Source organism: Pseudomonas sp. PIC25 (assembly GCF_002286785.1).
Taxonomy (GTDB): Bacteria; Pseudomonadota; Gammaproteobacteria; order Pseudomonadales; family Pseudomonadaceae; genus Pseudomonas_M.
In genome coordinates this window covers 1-20,880 of record NZ_MUJY01000111.1, presented here as the reverse complement: position 1 = coordinate 20,880, position 20,880 = coordinate 1, and the positions used below count along the sequence as shown (strand labels likewise).

Here is a 20,880-nt window from a genome sequence, read left to right as displayed (position 1 = left end):
CGTCACCGCCCTGGAATGGATACCCATGTTCTGGCTGTTGGCGATTCTCGCCTACCTGCTCGGCTCACTGTCCTTCGCCATCCTGCTCAGCCGCCTGATGGGCGGGCCGGACCCGCGCGCCAGTGGCTCGGGCAACCCCGGCGCCACCAACATGCTACGGGTCGCAGGCCGGAAGATGGCCATCCTCACTCTGCTGGGCGACCTGTTCAAGGGGCTGCTCCCCGTGCTGGTCGCACAACAGGCCGGCCTTCCTCTGCAACAACAGGCCTGGATCGGCCTGGCCGCAGTGGTCGGCCATCTCTATCCACTGTATTTCCGCTTCCGTGGCGGCAAGGGTGTGGCCACTGCCGCCGGCATGCTGCTCGGCCTGTATCCACCGGCCGCCCTGCTGGCCCTCGCCGCCTGGCTACTGACCTTCGTTCTCACCCGTACCAGCTCCCTCGCCGCACTCATCGCCACACCGCTGACCTTGCCCCTGTTGGCTTGGCAGCAACCCGCGGCCCTGTTGCCGATGTGTGCGTTGACCGGGCTGATCGTCTGGCGGCACCGGGGCAACCTGCGCGATCTCCTCGCCGGGCGCGAGCGGCATTTCTGAGTTTCTTGAAGGCGATCAGATCGCCGGCAGGCTCTCCATCGGCCAACGGGCCTGCACCTTGATCTCCGGCCCCTCGTGCTGGCCGGCCAGCAACCGCTGACAGCCCGCGTAGGCGATCATCGCACCGTTATCGGTACAGAAACGCGGCCTTGCATAGAACACCTGGCCCTTCAACTCGCCGAGCATCTTTTCCAGCGACTGTCGCAATGCCTGGTTGGCACTGACACCACCGGCGATCACCAAACGCTTGAGGCCGGTCTGCTTCAAGGCGCGACGGCATTTGATGGTGAGAGTCTCCACCACGGCCTGCTGGAAGGCCAGGGCGATGTCGCAACGGGTTTGCTCGCCGTCGTCTCCGGCGTCGCGGCATTGCTGCCAGGTGTTCAAGGCGAAGGTCTTGAGGCCACTAAAGCTGAAATCCAGCCCCGGACGATCGGTCATCGGCCGTGGGAAGACGAAGCGCCCCGGCGCCCCCTGCTGCGCCAGCCATGCGATCTCCGGCCCACCGGGATAGCCCAGGCCGATCAGCTTGGCGGTCTTGTCGAAGGCCTCGCCGGCGGCATCGTCCACCGACTCGCCGAGCAACTGGTAATGCCCAATGCCGTCCACTTGTACCAACTGCGTATGGCCGCCGGAAACCAGCAGGGCGACAAAAGGAAAGGTCGGCGGCTGCTCTTCCAGCATCGGCGCCAGCAGATGCCCTTCCATATGATGGACGCCGACGGCCGGAACGCCCCAGGCCAATGCCAGCGCCTGGGCGCAGGAGGCGCCGACCAGCAATGCGCCGACCAGTCCGGGACCGGCGGTATAGGCGATGGCATCGATGTCGCCCGACGAACGGCCGGACTCCCCCAGCACTTGGCGGATCAGCGGCAGCATGCGCTTCACGTGGTCCCGCGAGGCCAGTTCGGGTACCACGCCGCCATAAATACGGTGCAGGTCGATTTGACTGAACAGGGCGTCGGCCAGCAGGCCCTGCTCGCTGTCGTAGAGGGCAACACCGGTTTCGTCGCAGGAGGTTTCCAACCCCAATACAAGCATGGGTTCGCGCCTTTAGAGGGTGGGCAAATTCGAAGGCGCGCATGATAATCGCCGCCCCGGCGCCGCGACCAGTGGTTTTCGATCAGAGGCTTTGCATTCCGGGCCGCGAGGCGGTAACATCCGCAACCCTTAAAAACCGACGCTCTCCCGTGCCGATTGCCAGGAGCGCGTTCACCACCGGTCAATTGTGAAGGTACGCCCTGGATGCCCGCCGTCAAAGTTAAAGAGAACGAACCCTTCGACGTAGCCCTGCGTCGCTTCAAGCGCTCCTGCGAAAAAGCCGGCGTTCTGGCCGAAGTCCGCAGCCGCGAGTTCTACGAGAAGCCCACTGCAGAGCGCAAGCGCAAAGCGGCCGCCGCCGTCAAGCGTCACGCCAAGAAAGTGCAGCGCGAGCAGCGCCGCCGCGAGCGTCTGTACTAAGTTACAGGCGCTGCCAGTTCTGCCACGCCCGGCCACAAACCGGGCACCCGGCAAGACTGCACGCATCAGCCCCGCCCGACCGCATCGCCGCGAATGCTTCATGTATTCCGGTCTCCAGACAGCGGTTCCTGTCGCACGGGGCGTGCATGCCGACTCGAATTCCGAGCAGCATGACTCCAGGCCCGGCGGACCCGCGATCCAGCGACGCCGGCACCTGCTACGATCCAGATAGCTTCTGGTCTTGTCGAAATCGTTAGACCCACGCCAGCACGACGAAGCCTTCGGCAGTATGTGATCGCCCACCTGTCCAGGCGGATGCGGCAGCATTATGCTGGCGACTCGCAGCCACCGAGAACGTCATGGCCGGCCTGATCCCGCAATCCTTCATCGATGACCTGCTGAACCGCACCGACATCGTCGAAGTGGTCAGCTCGCGCATCCAACTGAAGAAGGCCGGCAAGAACTTCACCGCGCGCTGCCCGTTCCACAACGAAAAGACCCCTTCGTTCAGCGTCAGCCCGGACAAACAGTTCTACTACTGTTTCGGCTGCGGCGCTGGCGGCAACGCGCTCGGCTTCATCATGGACCACGACCGCCTGGACTTCCCCCAGGCGGTCGAAGAACTGGCCAAACGCGCCGGCATGGATGTCCCTCGCGAAGAGGGCCGCGGCAACAACATGCCAAGGCAACCCACCGATTCGCCGCTCTATCCCCTGCTCACGAGCGCCGCCGAGTTCTACCGCCAGGCGCTGAAAAGCCACCCGGCACGCAAAGCCGCCGTGGATTACCTCAAGGGACGCGGCCTGACCGGCGAAATCGCACGTGACTTCGGCCTCGGCTTCGCGCCCCCCGGCTGGGACAACCTGCTCAAGCATCTTGGCGGCGATGCCCTCCAGCAGAAGGCCATGATCGACGCCGGCCTGCTGATCGAGAATGCCGAGACCGGCAAACGCTACGACCGCTTCCGCGACCGTGTGATCTTCCCGATCCGCGACAGCCGCGGCCGCGTCATCGCTTTCGGCGGCAGGGTACTCGGCGACGATAAGCCGAAGTACCTGAACTCGCCGGAAACCCCGGTTTTCCACAAGGGGCAGGAACTCTACGGCCTCTACGAAGCCCGCAAGAACAACCGCGACCTCGACGAGGTGATGGTGGTCGAGGGCTACATGGACGTCATCGCGCTTGCCCAGCAGGGCTTGCGCAACGCCGTCGCCACCCTCGGCACCGCCACCAGCGAGGAACACGTCAAGCGATTGTTCCGCCTCGTCCCGAGCATTCTTTTCTGCTTCGACGGCGACCAGGCTGGACGCAAGGCCGCTTGGCGCGCCTTGGAAGCGACCCTGCCGAGCCTGCAGGACGGGCGCCGCGCGCGCTTCCTGTTCCTGCCGGAAGGCGAAGACCCGGACAGCCTGGTCCGCGCAGAGGGAACCGACGCCTTCCGCGCCAGGATTCAACAACAGTCGCTGCCGCTCGCCGAGTACTTCTTCCAGCAATTGACCGAAGAAGCCGACCCGCGCTCCCTGGAGGGCAAGGCACACATGGCCACCCTGGCCACGCCGCTGATCGAGCGGATACCGGGCGCCAACCTGCGCGCTCTGATGCGCCAGCGCCTGAAGGAAATCACCGGCCTGAGCGGCGAACCGTCGCCTCAGCATACGCAAGCGTCTGCCCACCCAGCCGACGAATACGCCCATTTCGGCGACGATGCCTATTACGAAGCCGCTCCCACCTATGGCGATTACGACGAACCGCCCTCGCCGCAGCCCGCCTTCGAGCATAAACCGAAAGAAAAGGGAAGCTGGAAAGCGGACGGCAAGAAGTGGAGCAAGAAAGGCCAAGGCGATTTCCAGCCCCGCGCTCCGCGAACCGCCGTCAGCGTAGAGCCGCCCAATCTGAGCGCGCTACGCACCCTGCTGCATCATCCTGAGCTGGCGCAGAAGGTCGAAGATGCCAGCCACTTCGCGGCAGAAGACGACACCTATGCCCAATTGCTGGTCGCCCTGCTGGAAGCCCTGCAGAAGAACCCCCGGATGCGCTCGCTGCAGCTCATCGCCCGCTGGCACGGCACCGACCAGGGCCGCCTGTTGCGCGCCCTGGCGGAAAAGGAATGGCTGATTTCGGCGGACAACCTTGAACAACAGTTTTTCGACACTATAACTAGTCTTGCGGCTCGCCAGCGCGAGCGCAGTCTTGAACATCTGCTTCGCAAGGCACGTCAAAGTGAACTGAGCGCAGAGGAAAAAGATCAGCTGCGCAACCTGCTCAACCGCAACAGTTCTCCCATCTCCCCGACCTCAACTGGCGCGTGAGGTCAATGCTCGGCTATAATGCTCAGCTTGTTTTTAGCCCGCCAGAACCGTCAGTGGATAGGGTGTTATGTCCGGAAAAGCGCAACAGCAGTCTCGCCTTAAAGAGTTGATCAGCCGTGGCCGTGAGCAGGGTTACCTGACTTACGCCGAAGTCAACGACCACCTGCCGGAGGATATTTCCGATCCGGAACAGGTGGAAGATATCATCCGCATGATCAACGACATGGGGATCAACGTATTCGAGAGCGCTCCGGATGCGGATGCCCTGTTGTTGGCCGAAGCCGACACCGACGAGGCCGCCGCGGAAGAAGCCGCTGCTGCCCTGGCCGCGGTGGAAACCGACATCGGTCGCACCACCGACCCGGTCCGCATGTATATGCGTGAAATGGGCACCGTGGAGCTGCTCACTCGCGAAGGCGAGATCGAGATCGCCAAGCGCATCGAAGAAGGCATCCGCGAGGTCATGAGTGCCATCGCGCACTTCCCGGGCACCGTCGAAAGCATCCTCTCCGAATACGAACGCGTCACCCAGGAAGGCGGTCGCCTGTCCGACGTGCTGAGCGGCTATATCGACCCGGACGACGGCACCCTGCCGGCCGAGGAAGTGCCCGTCGAGCTGAAGAGCAGCACCGCTGCGGCAGCCGAGGAGCCGGAAGACGACGAAGAGGAAAGCGGCGAAGAAGCCAGCGACGAAGATGAAGGCGATGGCGGCCCGGACCCGGAAGTCGCCCGCCAACGCTTCGGCGCCGTGGCCGAGCAGCTCGAGAAAGCCAACAAGGCCCTGAAGAAACATGGCCGTGGCAGCAAGCAGGCCAACGAGGAACTGCAAGCCCTGGCCGATCTGTTCATGCCGATCAAGCTGGTGCCCAAGCAGTTCGACGCCCTGGTAGAACGCGTGCGCAGCGCCTTGGAGCGCGTCCGCGCCCAGGAACGCGCCATCATGCAGCTCTGCGTGCGCGATGCCCGCATGCCGCGTGCCGACTTCCTGCGCCAGTTCCCCGGCAACGAAGTCGACCTCGACTGGGCGGATTCTCTGGCCAAAGGCAAGAGCAAGTACGCCGAAGCGATCGCCGCCCTGCAGGACGATATCAAGCGCAACCAGCAGAAGCTGATCGACCTGCAGAACGAAGTCGAACTCAACATCGCCGAGATCAAGGACATCAATCGCCGCATGTCCATCGGCGAGGCCAAGGCCCGCCGGGCGAAGAAGGAGATGGTCGAGGCCAACCTGCGTCTGGTGATCTCTATCGCCAAAAAGTACACCAACCGCGGCCTGCAATTCCTCGACCTGATCCAGGAAGGCAACATCGGCCTGATGAAGGCGGTGGACAAGTTCGAATACCGTCGCGGCTACAAGTTCTCGACCTATGCCACCTGGTGGATTCGCCAGGCGATCACCCGCTCGATCGCCGACCAGGCGCGGACCATCCGTATCCCGGTGCACATGATCGAGACGATCAACAAGCTCAACCGCATCTCCCGCCAGATGCTCCAGGAAATGGGTCGCGAGCCCACCCCGGAAGAACTGGGCGAGCGCATGGAAATGCCAGAGGACAAGATCCGCAAAGTATTGAAGATCGCCAAAGAGCCGATCTCCATGGAAACGCCGATCGGTGACGACGAAGATTCGCATCTGGGCGACTTCATCGAGGACAGCACCATGCAGTCTCCGATCGACGTGGCCACGGTCGAAAGCCTCAAGGAAGCCACCCGCGAAGTGCTGGCCGGCCTCACCGCCCGTGAAGCCAAGGTACTGCGCATGCGCTTCGGCATCGACATGAACACCGACCACACCCTCGAGGAAGTCGGCAAGCAGTTCGACGTCACCCGCGAGCGTATCCGTCAGATCGAAGCCAAGGCGCTGCGCAAGCTGCGCCACCCGTCGCGTAGCGAGCACCTCCGCTCCTTCCTCGACGAGTGATCGTCGGCGCAGTGCGGTATGAAAAAGCCCGTCCCTTTTGGTGACGGGCTTTTTTTCGGCCACGGCCAGACCCGCGACCTACCAATTTGCCACTATCCCCGTCTACACTTCGCTCAAATACACCCGCCTGAATCCAAGCAGGGGCCTGCTATGCCACGAATGCCGGCCATTCTTTTGTCGTGTCTGGCGTTCTGGGCGATGGCCGTCAACGCCTTGGAACTCAGCAAAGAGGAACGCGACTGGCTGGCAACCCACCCCGAATTGCGTCTCGGTATCGATGCCTCCTGGCCACCTTTCGAGTTCCTCGACGAAAAGGGCAACTATCAAGGGCTCGCCGCGGATTACGCCAAGCTGATCGAACAGCGTCTCGACATTCATCTGACGCCAGTGGAATCGAGCAGTTGGAGCGGCGTACTGGAACAGGCCCGGGCCGGCGAACTGGACCTTCTCCCCGGCGTGATGTCGACGCCGGAGCGCCGCGCGTATCTGACCTTTACCCGCCCCTACCTCGATTTCCCCATCGTCATCCTGGCGCATCGCGACGGCCCCCAGCCGCGCTCGATGGATGACCTGTATGGCCTGAAGATCGCCGTCGTCGCCAACTATGCGCCCCACGAACTGCTGCGCCACTCCCATCCCGACCTGAGTCTCGTACCGCTGCCGAGCGTCAGCGCCGCCCTGGCGGCACTGGCCAGCCACCAGGCCGATGCCATGGTGAGCGATCTGGCCTCCAGTGCCTGGACCATCCGCGAACTCAAGCTGGAGGGTCTGCAAGTCAGCGGCGAGACGCCCTATCGCTACCAGTTGGCCATGGCCGTACCGAAGCACCACGAAATCCTCGCCGGCATCCTCGACAAGGTCTTCGCCGAATTGGATCAACGTGAGGTCTCTGCCCTCGAAGAGCGCTGGGTGGGCGCCGACCTGGCCCTCCCCAGCCGCTGGCATGAAATCCTGCTCTATGGCCTGCCCGCTTTCTTCGCGCTATTGGGCATTCTCGCCATCGTCCTGAACATCAACCGGCGCCTCAGTCGGGAGATGGCACATCGCAACGCCCTGGAACAACAACTCCGAAGCAGCGAGCGGCATTACCGCGGCCTGGTGGAGAGCCTGTCCGCAATTGCCTGGGAAGCCCGGCTGAGCGACCTGACCTACACCTACGTCTCGCCGCATGCGGAGAAACTGCTCGGCTACCCGCCGAAGGCCTGGATGGAACCCGGTTTCTGGTTGAGTCACCTCCACCCGGACGATGCGCCGATGGTCCTGGCGCACTGCCAGCAGGAGCGCGAAGCCGGACGCGACCACAGCCTCGACTACCGCATGTACCACGCCGACGGCCGGTCAATCTGGATTCACGACATCGTGACGCTCATCCAGCACGGCGACGCACCCATCCTGCGTGGCCTGATGATCGATATCACCGCCGCCAAGCAGACCGAACAGGCGCTGCGCCTGTCCGAGCAGAAGTTCGCCATGATCTTCCATCATTGCCCGGACATCCTGGTTATCGCCCGGCGTGAGGACGGTCGTCTACTGGCCGTCAACCGGACCTTCGAGCAGCACATCGGCATCAGCGCCAGCGAGGCGATCGGCAAGACGGCCACCGAACTGGACATCTGGGGTATCCCCGACATCGGGCCTCGCCTGCTGCAGAGCCTGCAAAGCGAGCAGTTGCACAACCTGGAAATGCCCTTCCGCAGCCGCAACGGCCAATTGTTCACCGGCCTGATCTCCGCTCAACCCGTCCAGCTCGAGGACATACCGGCGCTGGTAGTCATCGTGCGCGACATCAGCCAATTGAAAGAAACCCAGCAGCGCCTGCAGACCTCCGAAGAGAAATTCGCCAAGGCCTTCCACTCCTCTCCCGACGGGCTGCTGATCACCCGCCTGAACGACGGCATGATCATGGAAGCCAACGAGGGCTTCAGCCGCATTACCGGCTACAGCCTGAAGGAGGCGGCACAACGCACAACCCTGGAACTGGGTGTCTGGGCAAGCACGGAAGATCGCCAGAGGATGGTCCGCCAGATCAACGAGCGTGGTTTGCTCCGCGACTTCAAGGCGCCCATTCGGACCCGCAGCGGCGACATACGCATCTGCGAATTGTCCGCCCAGGCCATGCCCATCGGCTGCGAACCCTGCATGCTGACCATCGCCCGCGACGTCACCGAGCAGGAAAAAATGCAGGAGCGTCTGCGCCAGGCCGCCATCGTTTTCGAGAGCACCGCCGAAGGCGTGATGATCACCGACACCCAGCAACGGCTCACCGCGGTCAACCGTGCCTTCAGCGAGATCACCGGCTTCAGCGAGGAAGAGGCCCTGGGCCAATCGCCGCGCATACTCTCCTCGGGCCAGCACGACATGGCGTTCTACACCGCCATGTGGCAACAACTGGCCGCGCAGGGCCACTGGCAGGGCGAGATCTGGAACCGGAGGAAGAGCGGCGAGCTTTACCCGAGCTGGCTGACCATCAGCGCCGTACATGCCCCGGATGGCCCGATCACTCACTTCGTCGGAGTGTTCGCCGACATTTCCAGCCTCAAGCACGCCCAGGCCCGGCTCGACTACCAGGCGCACCACGACCCGCTCACCGGCCTGCCGAACCGGCTGCTGTTCGAAAACCGCCTGCACACCGCCATCACCGATGCACAGGACGAAGGCCGGCGCGGCGCCGTACTCTTCCTCGACCTGGATCGCTTCAAACACATCAACGACAGCCTCGGCCACCCGGTCGGCGATCTGCTGCTGAAGAGCATCGCCCTGCGTCTCAAGGAACAACTTCGGGACATCGACACCGTGGCCCGCCTGGGTGGCGACGAATTCATCATCCTGCTCCCCGGCCTGCAGCAACCAAGCGACGCCGGACACGTGGCCGACAAACTGCTCGCCTGCTTCGAAGCCCCCTTCCACACCGCCGACCATGATTTCTTCATCAGCGCCAGCATCGGCATCAGCCTGTTCCCGGAGCACGGCGAAGACGTCGCCACCTTGGTGAAAAATGCCGACGCCGCCATGTACCGCTCCAAAGCCAAGGGACGTAACCGCGCAGAGTTCTACACCCGCGACCTGACCTTCGAAGCCACCGAACGCGTCGCCCTGGAACACGAACTGCGCCGGGCCCTGGAACGGCAGGAACTGAGCCTCTGCTACCAGCCGAAATTCAGCCTCACCGAACGCCGGCTGGCCGGCGCCGAAGCGCTGATCCGCTGGAACCACCCGATCTACGGCGAAATCCCTCCGGACCGTTTCATTCCCCTGGCCGAAGAGAACGGCCTGATCCTCCCGCTGGGCGACTGGGTCCTCCAGGAAGCGTGCCGGCAAATGCGCGCCTGGCAGGACCACCACGCCCCCTTCGGCCCGCTCTCGGTGAACCTCGCCGGCGCGCAACTACGCCAACCGCAACTGCTCGCCCGCATCGAACAACTCTTCGAAGAGTCCGGCCTGGAGCCGGCGCGGCTGCAACTGGAAATCACCGAAAACTTCATCATGAGCCAGACGGAAGAAGCCCTGGCCATCCTCCATCAACTCAAGCGCCTGGGCGTACAACTGGCCATCGACGACTTCGGCACCGGCTACTCCTCCCTGAGCTACCTCAAGCGCCTGCCCCTCGACACCCTGAAGATCGACCGCTCCTTCGTCCGCGGCCTGCCCGACGACCCGCACGACGTCGCCATCGCCCGCGCCATCATCGCCCTGGGCCGCAGCATGCAACTCACCGTCATCGCCGAAGGCGTGGAAACCAAGGCCCAGGAACAATTTCTCGCCCTCCAGGGCTGCGAACAGATCCAGGGCTACGTCTTCAGCCGCCCCCTGCCCGCCGACGCATTTGCCAACCGCTTCCTCGAACCGCGCCAGACCGTTGGCGCTGCGGAAACCACCTCGCTATAATCCGCCGGCCTTCTGGGGGCCTGTAGCTCAGTCGGTTAGAGCAGAGGACTCATAATCCTTTGGTCCAGGGTTCGAGTCCCTGCGGGCCCACCACCTTCAAAGCCGCGCACTGCGCGGCTTTTTCATTTCTACTGGCTAGAACCACCCGACTTCACATCACTACCAGCGTCCACAAAATGTCCACGGTGCCAGAATTGCCACCATGGCGTGGAGTCTACGAACTGCCTCCCCAGCTCCATCGCAGTCTCCAGAATGTCTGCGGCATCCTTGAAATCTTCGGCGCCCAGCGACCCACTGAACAGCACGCCGCCCTCACTGATATCCGCCTTAACGCTATCTGCCAACTGGTAGAAGCGAACAACCATCCGCGCTTCCCGAGCACTCAACGAACCCAAGCGATTTACATTCGACTGGTACACCCGGTTGTAGTGTTCACCAATGGGCACCTGGAATTGAAAGTCGTCCGAGGAAAGCGTGTCGAGCTGCCATTGCTCGAGGTTCGACAGGGTAGCCTCTGCAGCCCGCAGATCCCGCAAGTAACCCCTAATTTCCACTATCTCAATCAGTGCCGACACCTCGGCAAGTAGCGCAGCGCGAACGCTGCGGCGCTCGCTTTTTGCCTGTTTGAGCCATATAAGATAAGGGCCGCCAGCAGCTGTTAGACCCGTTACCAGGGCCACAAGAACGGTTGTCCAATCCACGCCCGTGATTACAGCAGTCCAATCCACCGCATCAATCATCGTCTGCACTCACAGCTGGGCCAGCAACGGCCATAGGGTTCAGGTTCACCACATCAGCCAGGTGGCCGGGGCTGAAGTGGGCGTACTTCTGAGTCATCGCCAGGGTGGCGTGGCCCAGGACGCGCTGTAAGGTCAGGATGTCGCCGCCGTTCATCATGTAGTGACTGGCGAAGGTGTGGCGCAGGACGTGCGTCAGCTGGCCGTCCGGCAGCTCCAGGCCGATTTTCTCCACCACCTTGCGAAACAGGTTGTAGCCAGGCCGGAATGGCAGGGCTTTGTCGAGACGCGCCTGCAGGTCGGCGCTGATCGGCACCGTGCGGTTCTTGCTGGATTTCGTCTTGCTGTAGTGAATCAGGCAGTTGCGCACCTGGCGCGACTGCAGCGCCTCGGCCTCACCCCAGCGGGCACCGGTGGCAAGGCACACCTCGGCGATCAACGCGGCGTCCGAATCCTCTGCGGCCAGGGCCTGCAACAGATCCTGGATCTGCTCGGCCGACAGGTAAGCCATCTCGGCTTCGTCAAACTTCAGCGCGCGCACCTTGGCCAGCGGGTTGTCGCCTGCCCACTCGCCCAGGCGTTCCAGCTCGTTGAATACCGCCCGCAGGTAGGCCAGTTCATGGTTCAGCATATTGGCGCTGATCGGCTTGGGCTTCTCGTCGCCCTTGCTGCGGCCACGGCCTGGCTTAGCCCTGGTGTGTTTTCCCTCGGCACGCTCGGCCCGGTAGGTGGCAAAGTGGTTCGCCGTAAAACGGTGGGCCACCGGATCGCCCATTCGCTCCGCCATAGCAAGCAACAATGCTAGGCGTTGCTCTCCCGTTTTTAAGTTTTGCCCATGGAGCTTGTACCAGAGGTCAATTAGTTGGCTGAGCCGACGCTCATCTCGCTTCGGCTTCTTCTCAAACTCGCCCTTGGCACCATCCCCCATGATCCGGTTTTGGTAAACCATTGCCTCGTTCTTGGTACGGAACTTCTTCCGGATTCGCGGGCCGTTGCGCCCCTCCGGCCGGCAGTCCACCAGCCACTGGCCATCGTCTAGTTTCTTGATCGTCATAGTGATTAAACAGGGCTGATCTGCCCGCACTCCGGCGCAGTTGTGTCAGTGACAAGCCACAAGGCGTACTTCATGAAGCGGGGGTGCATGGTGAGCTTCAGCAGCTCCAGCGAACTGACTTCCTTCCTTCGCATCAGCTCATAGCTCTTCCAGGTCGACAGATTGATACCCGTTGCTTCACACAGCTCAGCCTGCGTGAGCTTTTCGCACAAACGGATCGCTTTCAGCTTCTCGAACAGTTCCATATGCCCCCTTGACAGGTGTACGAACGCGACCATAACCTTAGTCGCGTATGTACACCTTTTCCGAAAATATTTACGGGGAGCTTATCAAAATGCAGATCACCATCGACACGCCCTATGTAACGCCGAACGAGTTTGCGCGCCGGGCAGGGCTCAGTGAGCGGTCCGTCCGCCACAAGATTGAACAGGGGGTGATTCTGGTTCGGGAGAAGACGGCCGGGGAGAAGGGCACGGTCTTCATCAACATGATCCACTTGGCCATAGAGGCTGCCGAACAAGCCGAGCGCGTGCGCGGCCAGAACGGCAACAACTCCGCCGCCCAGCGCTAAGGGACGGCGGCATGAACTTCGAGGACATCTACCGGCTGGACGTGCTCCAGGCCCTGGAGCACGACCGGGACCTGGACTTTAAGGACGTTGGCGACACCTACCTGCAGAAGGGCGTTTGCCCGAAGTGCGGCCACCGCACCCTGTACATCAGCCGCAAGCAGCCCTATCAGCTGGCCTGCAACCGGCTGAACGAGTGCCGGCACACCGAGAAAACCCGCGAGCGCTACAGCTACCTGTTCGAGAACCTGAGCGAGCGCTTCCCGCGCACAGAGGCCAACCCTACCGCTACCGCTGACGCCTACCTGCAACGCAACCGCGGCTTCGACATCAGCAAGATGCAAGGCTGGTATTCCCAGGGGCGTCGCCAACTGGCCGATGACAGTTGGGGTGACACCGTGCGCTTCCCGGTATGCAACGGCTACTGGGAGCGCCTGATCGATGCCCGAGCGGTGGCTCGCAACAACGGCGATAAAGCTGGCATCAAGTACGGCATGAGCTACAAGGGCCAGGGCTGGGAGCCGCCAGGGCAAACCTTCGAGACGAACGATCGGGTGTACATCGTGGAAGGGATATTCCACGCCATCGCCCTACATCTGGCGGGCTACAAGGCCATCGCCGCCATCAGTTGCAACAACTTCCCGTGGCAGATCATCGAGGCCAACAAAGGGAAGCTGATCACCTGGGTGATCGCCCTGGACAACGACACAGCCGGGCGCGCCGTGGTGGCCAAGTATCTGGCACAGATCCGCAAGATGAAGGAAATCGGCTGGGTAGCGCTGGGTGATCCCGACCGAGACTGGGATGACGTGTATCGCGACGGCCAGCTGGACGACGCCTACCTGCAGGAAGCCTGCTATCAGGGCCGCCTGTTCTGCGCCACCACGCCGATGAAGAAGGCCTATCTGGTCTATCTGAAAAAGCGCACCGGGTTCTACCTGCTGGAGTTCGGCAGTTGCCTGTACGCGGCGCGGGTGAACCTCACCGAGCTGCAGAAGGACATCGAGGGCGACGACATCGAAGGGCATCAGCCCGCGTTCGCCAAGCACACCACCATCGTGGAGGTGGCCAACTGTGTGCCGCGCTTCGAATACATCGAGCGCGATGCCGTCACCGGCGAACAGCGGTTCTTTTTCAGCTTCGAGTTCCCCAATGCCCGACGCAGCTGCCGCGAGGCGTTACCGCCCAGTTCCGTCAACGACCCGCGCAACTTCGCCAAGGCCCTGATCGAGAAAACCCCCTTCGGCACCTTCGACGGCGGCGAAAAGGTGTTGTCGATGCTGCGCAAGGAATGGCAGCGCGACGCCCGTACCGTGCGCACCTTGCCTTTCATCGGCTACGACGACGACACCGCGACCTATTGCTATCCGACCTTCGGCTTCCACAAAGGGAAAGAACTGATAAGCAACGAACACGGCTACTTGGACATCAACGGCGAAGGCCTGAAAACCTCCATCCGTACCCTGCCAGTGACACGAGGTGGCGACTTCGACCCAGAATGGTTCGCCGACTTCCGCGCCGTGTTCGACCTCAACGGCCTGGCGGCACTGGCCTGGTGGTCGGGCTCATTGTTCGCCCAGCAGATCCGCGCCGCGCAGGCGTCCTGGCCATTCCTGGAGCTGACCGGAACTGCCGGCGCGGGCAAGTCCACCCTGCTGCGCTTTTTATGGATGCTGGTCGGCCGGCGTAACGAAGAAGGCATCAAGCCCAGCGGCGGCGGCGCCTCGGCTATCGGCCTGCTGCGTGCCATGGCGGCCGTCAGCAACCTGCCGGTTGTGCTGCTGGAGTCGGACAAGACCACCACCGACGCCTTGGGCCGCGAGGTGGTGGTGCAGTACAACTGGGAAGAGATCAAGTCACTGTTCGACTACAACGCCAAGCTGCGTGTGACCGGCGTCAAGAGCACCAACAGCGACACCGAGGCGCTGTTGTTTCGCGGGGCGATCTGCATTTCCCAGAACACCAAGGTAGAAGGGCATGAGTCGATCATCACCCGTATCGTCTACCTGCACATGACCCGCGCTCACCATCGCCCCGCGCTCCAGCCGCTGGCTCAGCGCTTGCGCGGTATGGCAGTGGAGGGCTTGGCCGGCTTCTTGCGCGCCATACTGTGCGACGAGCGAGGCTGGCTGGAACGCTACTTCGCCGCCTACGAACGCTACGAGCAGCGCTTTCAGGCGCTGAACGGGCTGGAGCACAGCCGCATCGTGCAATGCCATGCCCAGGTAATGGCCGCCGCCCGGGCCACCCAGGCGCTGTTCCCGGCCTGGACGGACAACGACCTGGAGGCCCTGGCCAAGCATCTGGAAGGCTGCGCCCTGGAGCGCCAGCAAAGCATCAGCGCGGAGAACCGCAGCGCCGCCCAGTTCTGGCAGAGCTACCACTTCCTGAACGAGGACGTGGTGACCATCACTGACAGCGACGGCACCCGCGAAGAGATCCGCGAGCGCCTGAATCACAGCAACGACCGTGACCTGATCGCCATCAACCTGGAGCACTTCCAGCAGGCCTGCCGCCAGGCCGGTTTGGAGGTGATCCCCGCCGTGACCCTGCGCCGCGTGCTGCCGCAGAGCACCACCCACCGCTTTATCGAAGTGCGCAAGGTGCGCTCCAGGCTGGAGAAGCGCCCCCTCAACTGCTGGGTGTTCGCCAAGCGGGGGCTGGAGTGATGAACAGCGGGGTGAAAGTGGGCCTGGGTAGGCCTGGCTATGTCCGGGATGTTTTGCGTGTACTGCCTCAATCTGTCCAGAACATTCGGAACATTGAGAATAGTGAAGAAAAACATCAAGAAATACAGAAGGTTACAACAGAAAAAGCGTTCCCCCTGAGCCGGAACAAACCCGCCAGCACAGGAACAGATTCGGGCGCCCTTGTTCTTGCCATTCCGCTTTTACCGGAACACTCGGCAAATCGCCGTCGCCCTAGTGCCACGCGGGTTACAAGGCGCTCGCAGAAAAAGCCCGTCCAGAATGTTCCGCCTGCACCGGAACACTTTCAAACCGCTGCAAGCCCCGGAATACGCGGCCTCCAGCCATGCGCTTGGCCGGCTGTTCCGAATGTTCTGGACGTTTCGACGGGGTACGCGGTTTTTTGGTTTTCCGCGTCCATCTGCCAGCCGCCGAGGTGCCGGCCATGGCCGAGCTGAGCCCCGCCGAAGCCAGCCGCCGCGACTGCCTGGCGCGCCACCTGCTGAGCAACTGGTGCCGAACAGACATCGTCGAGTGGTTGAACAACCCGAAGCATGGTGAAGCCTTCCGCGAAGACATGCGGGGCCGCCTGAACCGATTGAAAACACAGGAGAAACGACAGTGACCAGCTATTACCAACCCCACACCCCACCGGCAGACGCCCCCGGGATTACGGGCCAATCCGCCGACTTTCTGGACTGGTGGCGGCAAGGCGCCGAGCTGATCGGCGCGGTGGCCTTCCCCATGCTGTCGCCAACCGCCAACACCTGGGCGGACCTGCAACTGGCGAGCATGCCGCACCTGCTGAAAGCCATGCACGTCCTGGATGTCCAGCGCCGGACCCTTCTGCTGACCATGGCCTGCCTCGCCAACCCGGGTTGGGCAACTTGGCTGCAGCGTGAGTTCGGCCTGCATTACGGCCACTTCTGCGCGACGCACCTGGGCGATGAGATTTTCACCGTGGTGGTGGGGCTGTTGGCCAGCTACCGCGAAACCCCAAGCAACTGAAAGGAGAGCAACCATGGGCAGATCCATTAGCGCAACACTGGCCAAGGCCCTGGCCTACCAACTGCAACGCCCTGCCATCGTCATTGCCGGCGAGCAGGCGCTGCACCGACTTATCCCCGTCGCCCTGCGGGACAGCGGTCAGAGCAGGGTTATCGGTCGCCTTTTGCTGAACCTCTACGACGGAAGCGCTTACCCGTTCGACCTGACCGAGCTTCGTCTGCTGGACCTGGAACTGTTCGAGGACAGCCTGCGGGTGTTGATGCTGGATTACAGCCCCGAAGTGAACGTGCATGAGCGCGTTCCGAATGGCACTGCGATTTGGCAGCGGCTGATCGCCCTGTGGGCACCGGCGGCGGTGACGAAATGATCCTGTACTACAGCGCCAACGGTATCAGCGGCCAGTTGTCGCTGCCGTCCAGCTTTGTCGAGGATTGCCGCGCCGAGGATCTGGCGGAGCTGGTTGCCAGCGATTTCTGGCGCCATCGCCCCACCGAAACCCCGTCGCTGATGACGCTTATCCACCTGCAGGACGTGGACGGGGCGGACCTGGGAATTTTCGAGGTACGGCGCGATATGCGCCCAGTCTTCACGGCCACCCTGCTGGGGCAGGCCGGGAAAGGTGGGGCCGAGGGAGTGAGCTTGCCGGCCACCCTCCCTACGGCACCAGAGAGCAACTAAGAGGAGCACAACATGAACCATTACCAACAGCAGCGCCTGCGGCGCTCCGAAGCACTGATCCTGCTGCATTGCCAACTGATGCGCCGGCCCCGCACGCATTCTATGTGGGGCCTCCTGGGCCAGCAAATCCGCGCTGCCTTTTTGCACCTGGTCGGCCTGGCGGCCCGCAATACTCACCACGGGCGGAGACTGGGCGTGGAGATCCAAACCCATGGATAAGTGCTTTTTCTGCGGCTCGGACAGCTGCGATTTCTGCCAACTGTGCCGCGAGGCGGGCCGACCAACCAGCCCACCCATACCGGCTAGCGCCGAGCGGATGCGCCAGATCCGTGAGCAGTTGGGGCTGGGCTCGGCATTTCAGTTGTTCGAAGCCTCCCAGGCCCTGGACCTCTATACCGGTTTCGGGGTGGTCCAGGTGGCGCTGCCGCCGGGCGAATTCCTGGTAGCGCTGCAGGATTCGGTCGGCGTTCGTCGGTACGGCGTCGTCCGCTTTGAAGGATTGCCCGATTCGGAGGGATGGGCTCAAAACTGAAAATTTGATACGAAACAAAGGGCGCTTCGGCGCCCTTTTTTACACCGTTTTCATATGAAAAACGAATCCAATTTATATCCAATCACAATGCCTTTCATCTAACTTAGATATGCATTTGTCCATGAGATATATCACAAGTCTGGTTATTAAGCTAATCGCCTCGCAATGGTACTTTTGTACAAAAGGAGTTTTGTTCCTAAGTACCTGTTGGTTTTTGTGGAATAAAGCGGTGTTAAAGAATTCTTCATTTAAAGAAATGAGTAAACCCACATTCTCTGAATACAGAGACAGGATCGGTCCGTAAAACGTCTTAGTTTACGGACAGCCTTGTGCCAAGGGGGTTTTTCTCAAAAACGTGTCTCAAAACTTTTCGTCGGAAAGGCACTTGACGAATCAAAATGCCACTACCTAAACTCCCGCCCCGTTGTAACGGCCAGATAGGGAGGTACGTAGTTATGGCTGCAATTGCAATTGACGTAACCGAGTTACGGGGAGAGATTCAAGAGTTCGCGAATTCGCTAGCGCTGCTGGTGGATGTCATAGGCTCCGGGATTACACTATCCGAGCGCGGGCAAGTTGGCCTGTTAGAGTTTGGTCATTACAGCCAACAGCGAATTATCGCTGTGGAGGAAAAGTTACGAAGTTACGCTGACGGCAACGATCCCAGTTGATCGAACAGCTGACGCTGTTTCGCCACGGGGAGTTCGCGGAGGCGGTCGAACAGCAGCTGATCGATTGCCCCCGCCGCTGGCCGAAGCGGATGCGAATAGGTCAGGTTCATGACGAACGTGTGGCCGCACCGAGGATCCAGGCACTGGCAATACAGCCGGGCGAACTCCACCGACAGCTCATCACGCGAACCGATCCGGGCCTTGCCGCCACACTCCTTGCAGTAAATCCGCACTGTTGCTTTCTCCAAGGTGTCCGAACGTACACCTATTTTGCCACAACATCTTGTGCCGCCGAGGAAGCGCAGCCCCGATCCGGCTTGATTGGAAAGTCCCATTTCTAGATCAATGTCACCCTCTGGAAGCCAGAGGTTTCGCAGTAGTCCCGTGGCCTGCCTGATACGGTGCCCTCTGTCTTACCCCGATGGAATGGAAGCCATGCACTTGCCAACAAGGCGTTACGTCGTCTGCTCCGGTCTTTTCGTTCGCTTCTGCGACGCTCATAACGAACACTTCGCCGCCGCTCAATTCAGCCCACCCAATCGCCGCATCCTGATCCATCGCACGGATCCGGCCCGCCCAGTCCGCTGGTGGGTCGTGGAAGTCACAGCGAAACAAGAGCAGCTGATTCAAGGTCTTCCCCCCGCTGACCGCCTGGACTTCATCCAGAATCTGTCCGGCTGCATGGCGCTGTGTGAAATGTGATCAGGTGATTTCTTCCCGGCGTCACGCCAGGTTGAACGCTATCTGGCGATCCCCGCGCAGCGTCGCGTTCACCTGCAGGAATAGCTGGCAGATCGGCCGGATTTCGTTGTTGGTGTACACCCGGTCGATCTTCTCGATATCGCCGAAGCCGCCGGCATTCTCCGGCATGATCCCGGCCAGGGCCGGGTTCATGCGCCACGCCGCGATCACGTCCGCCCGGGTGATGTTCTTCACCCGCTCGAACTCGTCCTTGGTGGCAATGTCCCCCACCGGGATGATCTGAATCGCCTTCTCGCTGCCGCCCGGGATGTTGACGAACATCGACCGGAAATTGCCCACCCCCTTGCTCGCACTGATCTGGGCTTTCAGGGCCTCTTCGTCCTCTTCCGTCAGGTCCGGGTCGTTCGTGTAGAACACATAGCCGGCGTGGGCGCCGTTGTTGTAGTAGCGGCGCCGGAACAGCGTGGCCGACTCGTTGAGCAACAGCGAGTGCATGCCGCCCAGGTAGTCCGGCACGCCGTAGATATCCTGTTCCACGTCGTACTCCATGATGTGCTCCACCTCGTCCTCGGCAAAGTGAAGCTCTTGCCCCTTCGGCAGCAGCATGACGAACCCGCCGCCGACCTTGCGGCGCATGTTGATGGCCGGCAGGTGCCGCAGCTCGACCACCTGCCCGATGATGTTGCGCAGCCGCTGCAGGTAGGCCTCGCCGAACACCATGAAATCCAAGGCTGCCCGCCCCATGGTGTGGGCGCTGCAGCCGCTGGAGGGGCGGAAGTCACGCAACAGCAGGTTGCGCTTGAAGCGCGGGATGGTGCCGTGGTGCGGGTTGGCGCGCAGCAGCTTGGCCAGCCCGGTGCGGGACACCGGCGGCGTGTAGATGCTGCCGTCGTCGCTGGCGAACACGCCCAGGTACTCGCCCATGTTGCCGGTCAGGACGGACTCTGGCGCCCCGAACGAAAAGACCCGAGTTCGCGGTGATTGCTGCGGTGCTGTTTCCGGTGCGTGCGTTGCCATAGCTACCTTGTGGGAGTGTCGACCAGCGGCTGCGCCGCTTCTTGTTGGTGTTGAGGGGTTCGTTTGCCAGCGCGTGCATCACGGCCCAGGCCACGTCGGCGTGGCCGGTGGCGTCGGTACGGGACGCGCTGTAGGTGATCTGTCCGCTGGCAGTAGCGCCGCGCTTGATAGTCAGGAAGGCGGCGGCGATGTCGTTCCAGCCCGCGTCCCATTCGATGCGGCCCGCCTGGATCGTGTCCTGGGCTTTGAGCACCAAGGCGTTCTTGGTTTCCAGGCTGTAGTGGATCGGCGTCGCCCGGGGGAAGAAGTCGCGCACCAGATCGAAGACGCCATAGCCCACGCCGGTGACGTCGATCCCGATGTGCTGGACGTTGAAGCGCTCGCAGAGCTTCTTCACCTGGGCGGCCTGGTAGGTGAACGAGTGGCCCCGCCAGGAATGCTTCTCCAGGATTCTGAACCGGCCACCCTGCTCCAGGGGTGGGGCGAGCACCACGCAGGTGGCGTCGTCGCGGGTCCGGCTCGGGTCGTAGCCCAACCAGACCGGGCTGTTGCCGAAGGGACGCAGGGCCTTCGGGTCCGGGTCGAAGTCCTTCCATAGGGTCTGGTCGGAGTAACAGCGCTCAAGGTCGGCCAGGGTGAAAACGCTCTGTGTGCTGTCGATGAATTTGCACATATAGAGCTGGTCGAAGCGGTCCTCGTCGTTCTCCAGGCGCAAGCGGTCGATATCGAACAGGTCGCACCCGCCCGCCGCCGCGTCCTCGACGGTGATCACCTTGCGCCACTGCCCATCCGGGCACAGCGCGCCCTGGTGAATGGCGGCCTCGCTCGGCCAATCCTGGGCCGTCTTCTTCCCGCGCTTGCTGTTGCGGAACTCTTCGCCCGTCCAGAACGGATAGGCCTGGTGGGTGACGGCGCTCGGCGTGGAAAAGTAGGTCTTGCGCCACTTCGCATGCGATGCCATGGCGCCGGCCAGGTTGTTCAGCTTTTCGAAGTCGCGGATCCAGAAATACTCGTCGATGTAGACGTGCCCATGGTGGCCCTGGGCGGTGCTGCTG

The 20,880-nt window shown here is 62.1% G+C and carries 21 protein-coding genes and 1 tRNA gene; 15 read left to right on the top strand and 7 right to left on the bottom strand.

What is annotated here, in order from left to right:
• The first annotated feature begins 25 nt into the window (after nucleotides 1–25).
• Nucleotides 26–595 carry a glycerol-3-phosphate 1-O-acyltransferase PlsY gene (plsY, locus tag BZL41_RS13195; protein ID WP_095599716.1) on the top strand — a complete coding sequence of 190 codons (570 nt, stop codon included), beginning with the start codon at nucleotides 26–28 and terminating at the stop codon, nucleotides 593–595.
• Nucleotides 596–610: 15 nt separating this feature from the next.
• On the opposite strand, the gene tsaD is transcribed toward plsY, so the two are convergent.
• Nucleotides 611–1,636 (bottom strand): tRNA (adenosine(37)-N6)-threonylcarbamoyltransferase complex transferase subunit TsaD, encoded by a 1,026-nt coding sequence (gene tsaD, locus BZL41_RS13190; RefSeq protein ID WP_095599715.1) that lies wholly within the window; start codon nucleotides 1,634–1,636, stop codon nucleotides 611–613.
• Nucleotides 1,637–1,840: 204 nt separating this feature from the next.
• Here tsaD and rpsU point away from each other — a divergent pair, with 204 nt between their 5' ends.
• From rpsU to BZL41_RS13165, 5 genes are all read left to right on the top strand, one after another.
• Nucleotides 1,841–2,056 (top strand): 30S ribosomal protein S21, encoded by a 216-nt coding sequence (rpsU, locus tag BZL41_RS13185; protein WP_003085057.1) that lies wholly within the window; start codon nucleotides 1,841–1,843, stop codon nucleotides 2,054–2,056.
• A 359-nt stretch (nucleotides 2,057–2,415) separates the two neighbouring features.
• A complete protein-coding gene (dnaG, locus tag BZL41_RS13180) occupies nucleotides 2,416–4,365 on the top strand; it encodes a DNA primase (RefSeq protein ID WP_095599714.1) in 1,950 nt (649 codons plus the stop codon).
• A gap of 67 nt (nucleotides 4,366–4,432) precedes the next feature.
• Nucleotides 4,433–6,286, top strand: coding sequence for an RNA polymerase sigma factor RpoD (gene rpoD / locus BZL41_RS13175; RefSeq protein ID WP_095599713.1), 1,854 nt, complete (start codon nucleotides 4,433–4,435; stop codon nucleotides 6,284–6,286).
• A gap of 150 nt (nucleotides 6,287–6,436) precedes the next feature.
• The gene (locus BZL41_RS13170; RefSeq protein WP_095599712.1) at nucleotides 6,437–10,171 is read left to right on the top strand and encodes a bifunctional diguanylate cyclase/phosphodiesterase; all 3,735 of its coding nucleotides are present in this window, start codon (nucleotides 6,437–6,439) and stop codon (nucleotides 10,169–10,171) included.
• 16 nt (nucleotides 10,172–10,187) lie between these two features.
• A tRNA-Ile gene (locus BZL41_RS13165) sits at nucleotides 10,188–10,264 on the top strand.
• Nucleotides 10,265–10,299: 35 nt separating this feature from the next.
• On the opposite strand, the gene BZL41_RS13160 is transcribed toward BZL41_RS13165, so the two are convergent.
• From BZL41_RS13160 to BZL41_RS13150, 3 genes are read right to left on the bottom strand one after another with little or no spacing between them, the layout of a single operon-like run.
• The gene (locus BZL41_RS13160) at nucleotides 10,300–10,911 is read right to left on the bottom strand and encodes a hypothetical protein (protein ID WP_095599711.1); all 612 of its coding nucleotides are present in this window, start codon (nucleotides 10,909–10,911) and stop codon (nucleotides 10,300–10,302) included.
• On the bottom strand, nucleotides 10,904–11,962 hold the full coding sequence (locus BZL41_RS13155; RefSeq protein ID WP_095599710.1) for a tyrosine-type recombinase/integrase: 1,059 nt from the start codon (nucleotides 11,960–11,962) through the stop codon (nucleotides 10,904–10,906). The genes BZL41_RS13160 and BZL41_RS13155 overlap by 8 nt, the downstream gene beginning before the upstream one ends.
• 5 nt (nucleotides 11,963–11,967) lie before the next feature.
• Complete coding sequence (locus BZL41_RS13150) at nucleotides 11,968–12,207, bottom strand: helix-turn-helix domain-containing protein (protein WP_095599758.1); 240 nt, start codon at nucleotides 12,205–12,207, stop codon at nucleotides 11,968–11,970.
• A gap of 89 nt (nucleotides 12,208–12,296) precedes the next feature.
• Between BZL41_RS13150 and BZL41_RS13145 the strand changes: the two genes are divergently transcribed.
• The 8 genes from BZL41_RS13145 to BZL41_RS13110 all read left to right on the top strand — a co-directional run bounded on the left by BZL41_RS13145 (nucleotide 12,297) and on the right by BZL41_RS13110 (nucleotide 17,435).
• A complete protein-coding gene (locus BZL41_RS13145; RefSeq protein WP_095599757.1) occupies nucleotides 12,297–12,533 on the top strand; it encodes a hypothetical protein in 237 nt (78 codons plus the stop codon).
• A gap of 11 nt (nucleotides 12,534–12,544) precedes the next feature.
• A complete protein-coding gene (locus BZL41_RS13140) occupies nucleotides 12,545–15,199 on the top strand; it encodes a toprim domain-containing protein (RefSeq protein ID WP_095599709.1) in 2,655 nt (884 codons plus the stop codon).
• 463 nt (nucleotides 15,200–15,662) lie between these two features.
• A complete protein-coding gene (locus BZL41_RS27995) occupies nucleotides 15,663–15,842 on the top strand; it encodes a hypothetical protein (RefSeq protein WP_143518080.1) in 180 nt (59 codons plus the stop codon).
• Nucleotides 15,839–16,225: a hypothetical protein gene (locus BZL41_RS13130; RefSeq protein ID WP_095599707.1), complete on the top strand. Its 387-nt coding sequence runs from the start codon at nucleotides 15,839–15,841 to the stop codon at nucleotides 16,223–16,225. Before BZL41_RS27995 ends, BZL41_RS13130 begins: the two co-directional genes overlap by 4 nt.
• A 13-nt stretch (nucleotides 16,226–16,238) precedes the next feature.
• The gene (locus tag BZL41_RS13125; RefSeq protein WP_095599706.1) at nucleotides 16,239–16,592 is read left to right on the top strand and encodes a hypothetical protein; all 354 of its coding nucleotides are present in this window, start codon (nucleotides 16,239–16,241) and stop codon (nucleotides 16,590–16,592) included.
• Nucleotides 16,589–16,903 carry a hypothetical protein gene (locus tag BZL41_RS13120; protein ID WP_143518079.1) on the top strand — a complete coding sequence of 105 codons (315 nt, stop codon included), beginning with the start codon at nucleotides 16,589–16,591 and terminating at the stop codon, nucleotides 16,901–16,903. Before BZL41_RS13125 ends, BZL41_RS13120 begins: the two co-directional genes overlap by 4 nt.
• 12 nt (nucleotides 16,904–16,915) lie before the next feature.
• Nucleotides 16,916–17,122 (top strand): hypothetical protein, encoded by a 207-nt coding sequence (locus tag BZL41_RS13115; protein WP_095599704.1) that lies wholly within the window; start codon nucleotides 16,916–16,918, stop codon nucleotides 17,120–17,122.
• A gap of 97 nt (nucleotides 17,123–17,219) precedes the next feature.
• A complete protein-coding gene (locus BZL41_RS13110; RefSeq protein ID WP_174706166.1) occupies nucleotides 17,220–17,435 on the top strand; it encodes a hypothetical protein in 216 nt (71 codons plus the stop codon).
• A gap of 643 nt (nucleotides 17,436–18,078) precedes the next feature.
• Here the strand turns inward: BZL41_RS13110 and BZL41_RS13105 are convergent.
• Nucleotides 18,079–18,339, bottom strand: coding sequence for an ogr/Delta-like zinc finger family protein (locus BZL41_RS13105; protein WP_095599703.1), 261 nt, complete (start codon nucleotides 18,337–18,339; stop codon nucleotides 18,079–18,081).
• Nucleotides 18,340–18,541: 202 nt separating this feature from the next.
• Here BZL41_RS13105 and BZL41_RS13100 point away from each other — a divergent pair, with 202 nt between their 5' ends.
• Nucleotides 18,542–18,808 (top strand): hypothetical protein, encoded by a 267-nt coding sequence (locus tag BZL41_RS13100; RefSeq protein ID WP_095599702.1) that lies wholly within the window; start codon nucleotides 18,542–18,544, stop codon nucleotides 18,806–18,808.
• Between the two features lie 21 nt (nucleotides 18,809–18,829).
• Here the strand turns inward: BZL41_RS13100 and BZL41_RS29075 are convergent, their stop codons facing one another.
• Both BZL41_RS29075 and BZL41_RS13090 read right to left on the bottom strand, forming a co-directional pair.
• Nucleotides 18,830–19,675 (bottom strand): phage portal protein, encoded by an 846-nt coding sequence (locus BZL41_RS29075; RefSeq protein WP_256578153.1) that lies wholly within the window; start codon nucleotides 19,673–19,675, stop codon nucleotides 18,830–18,832.
• On the bottom strand, nucleotides 19,587–20,880 hold a 1,294-nt coding region (locus tag BZL41_RS13090; protein ID WP_218224511.1), incomplete at its 5' end, for a terminase large subunit domain-containing protein. The genes BZL41_RS29075 and BZL41_RS13090, both read right to left, overlap by 89 nt.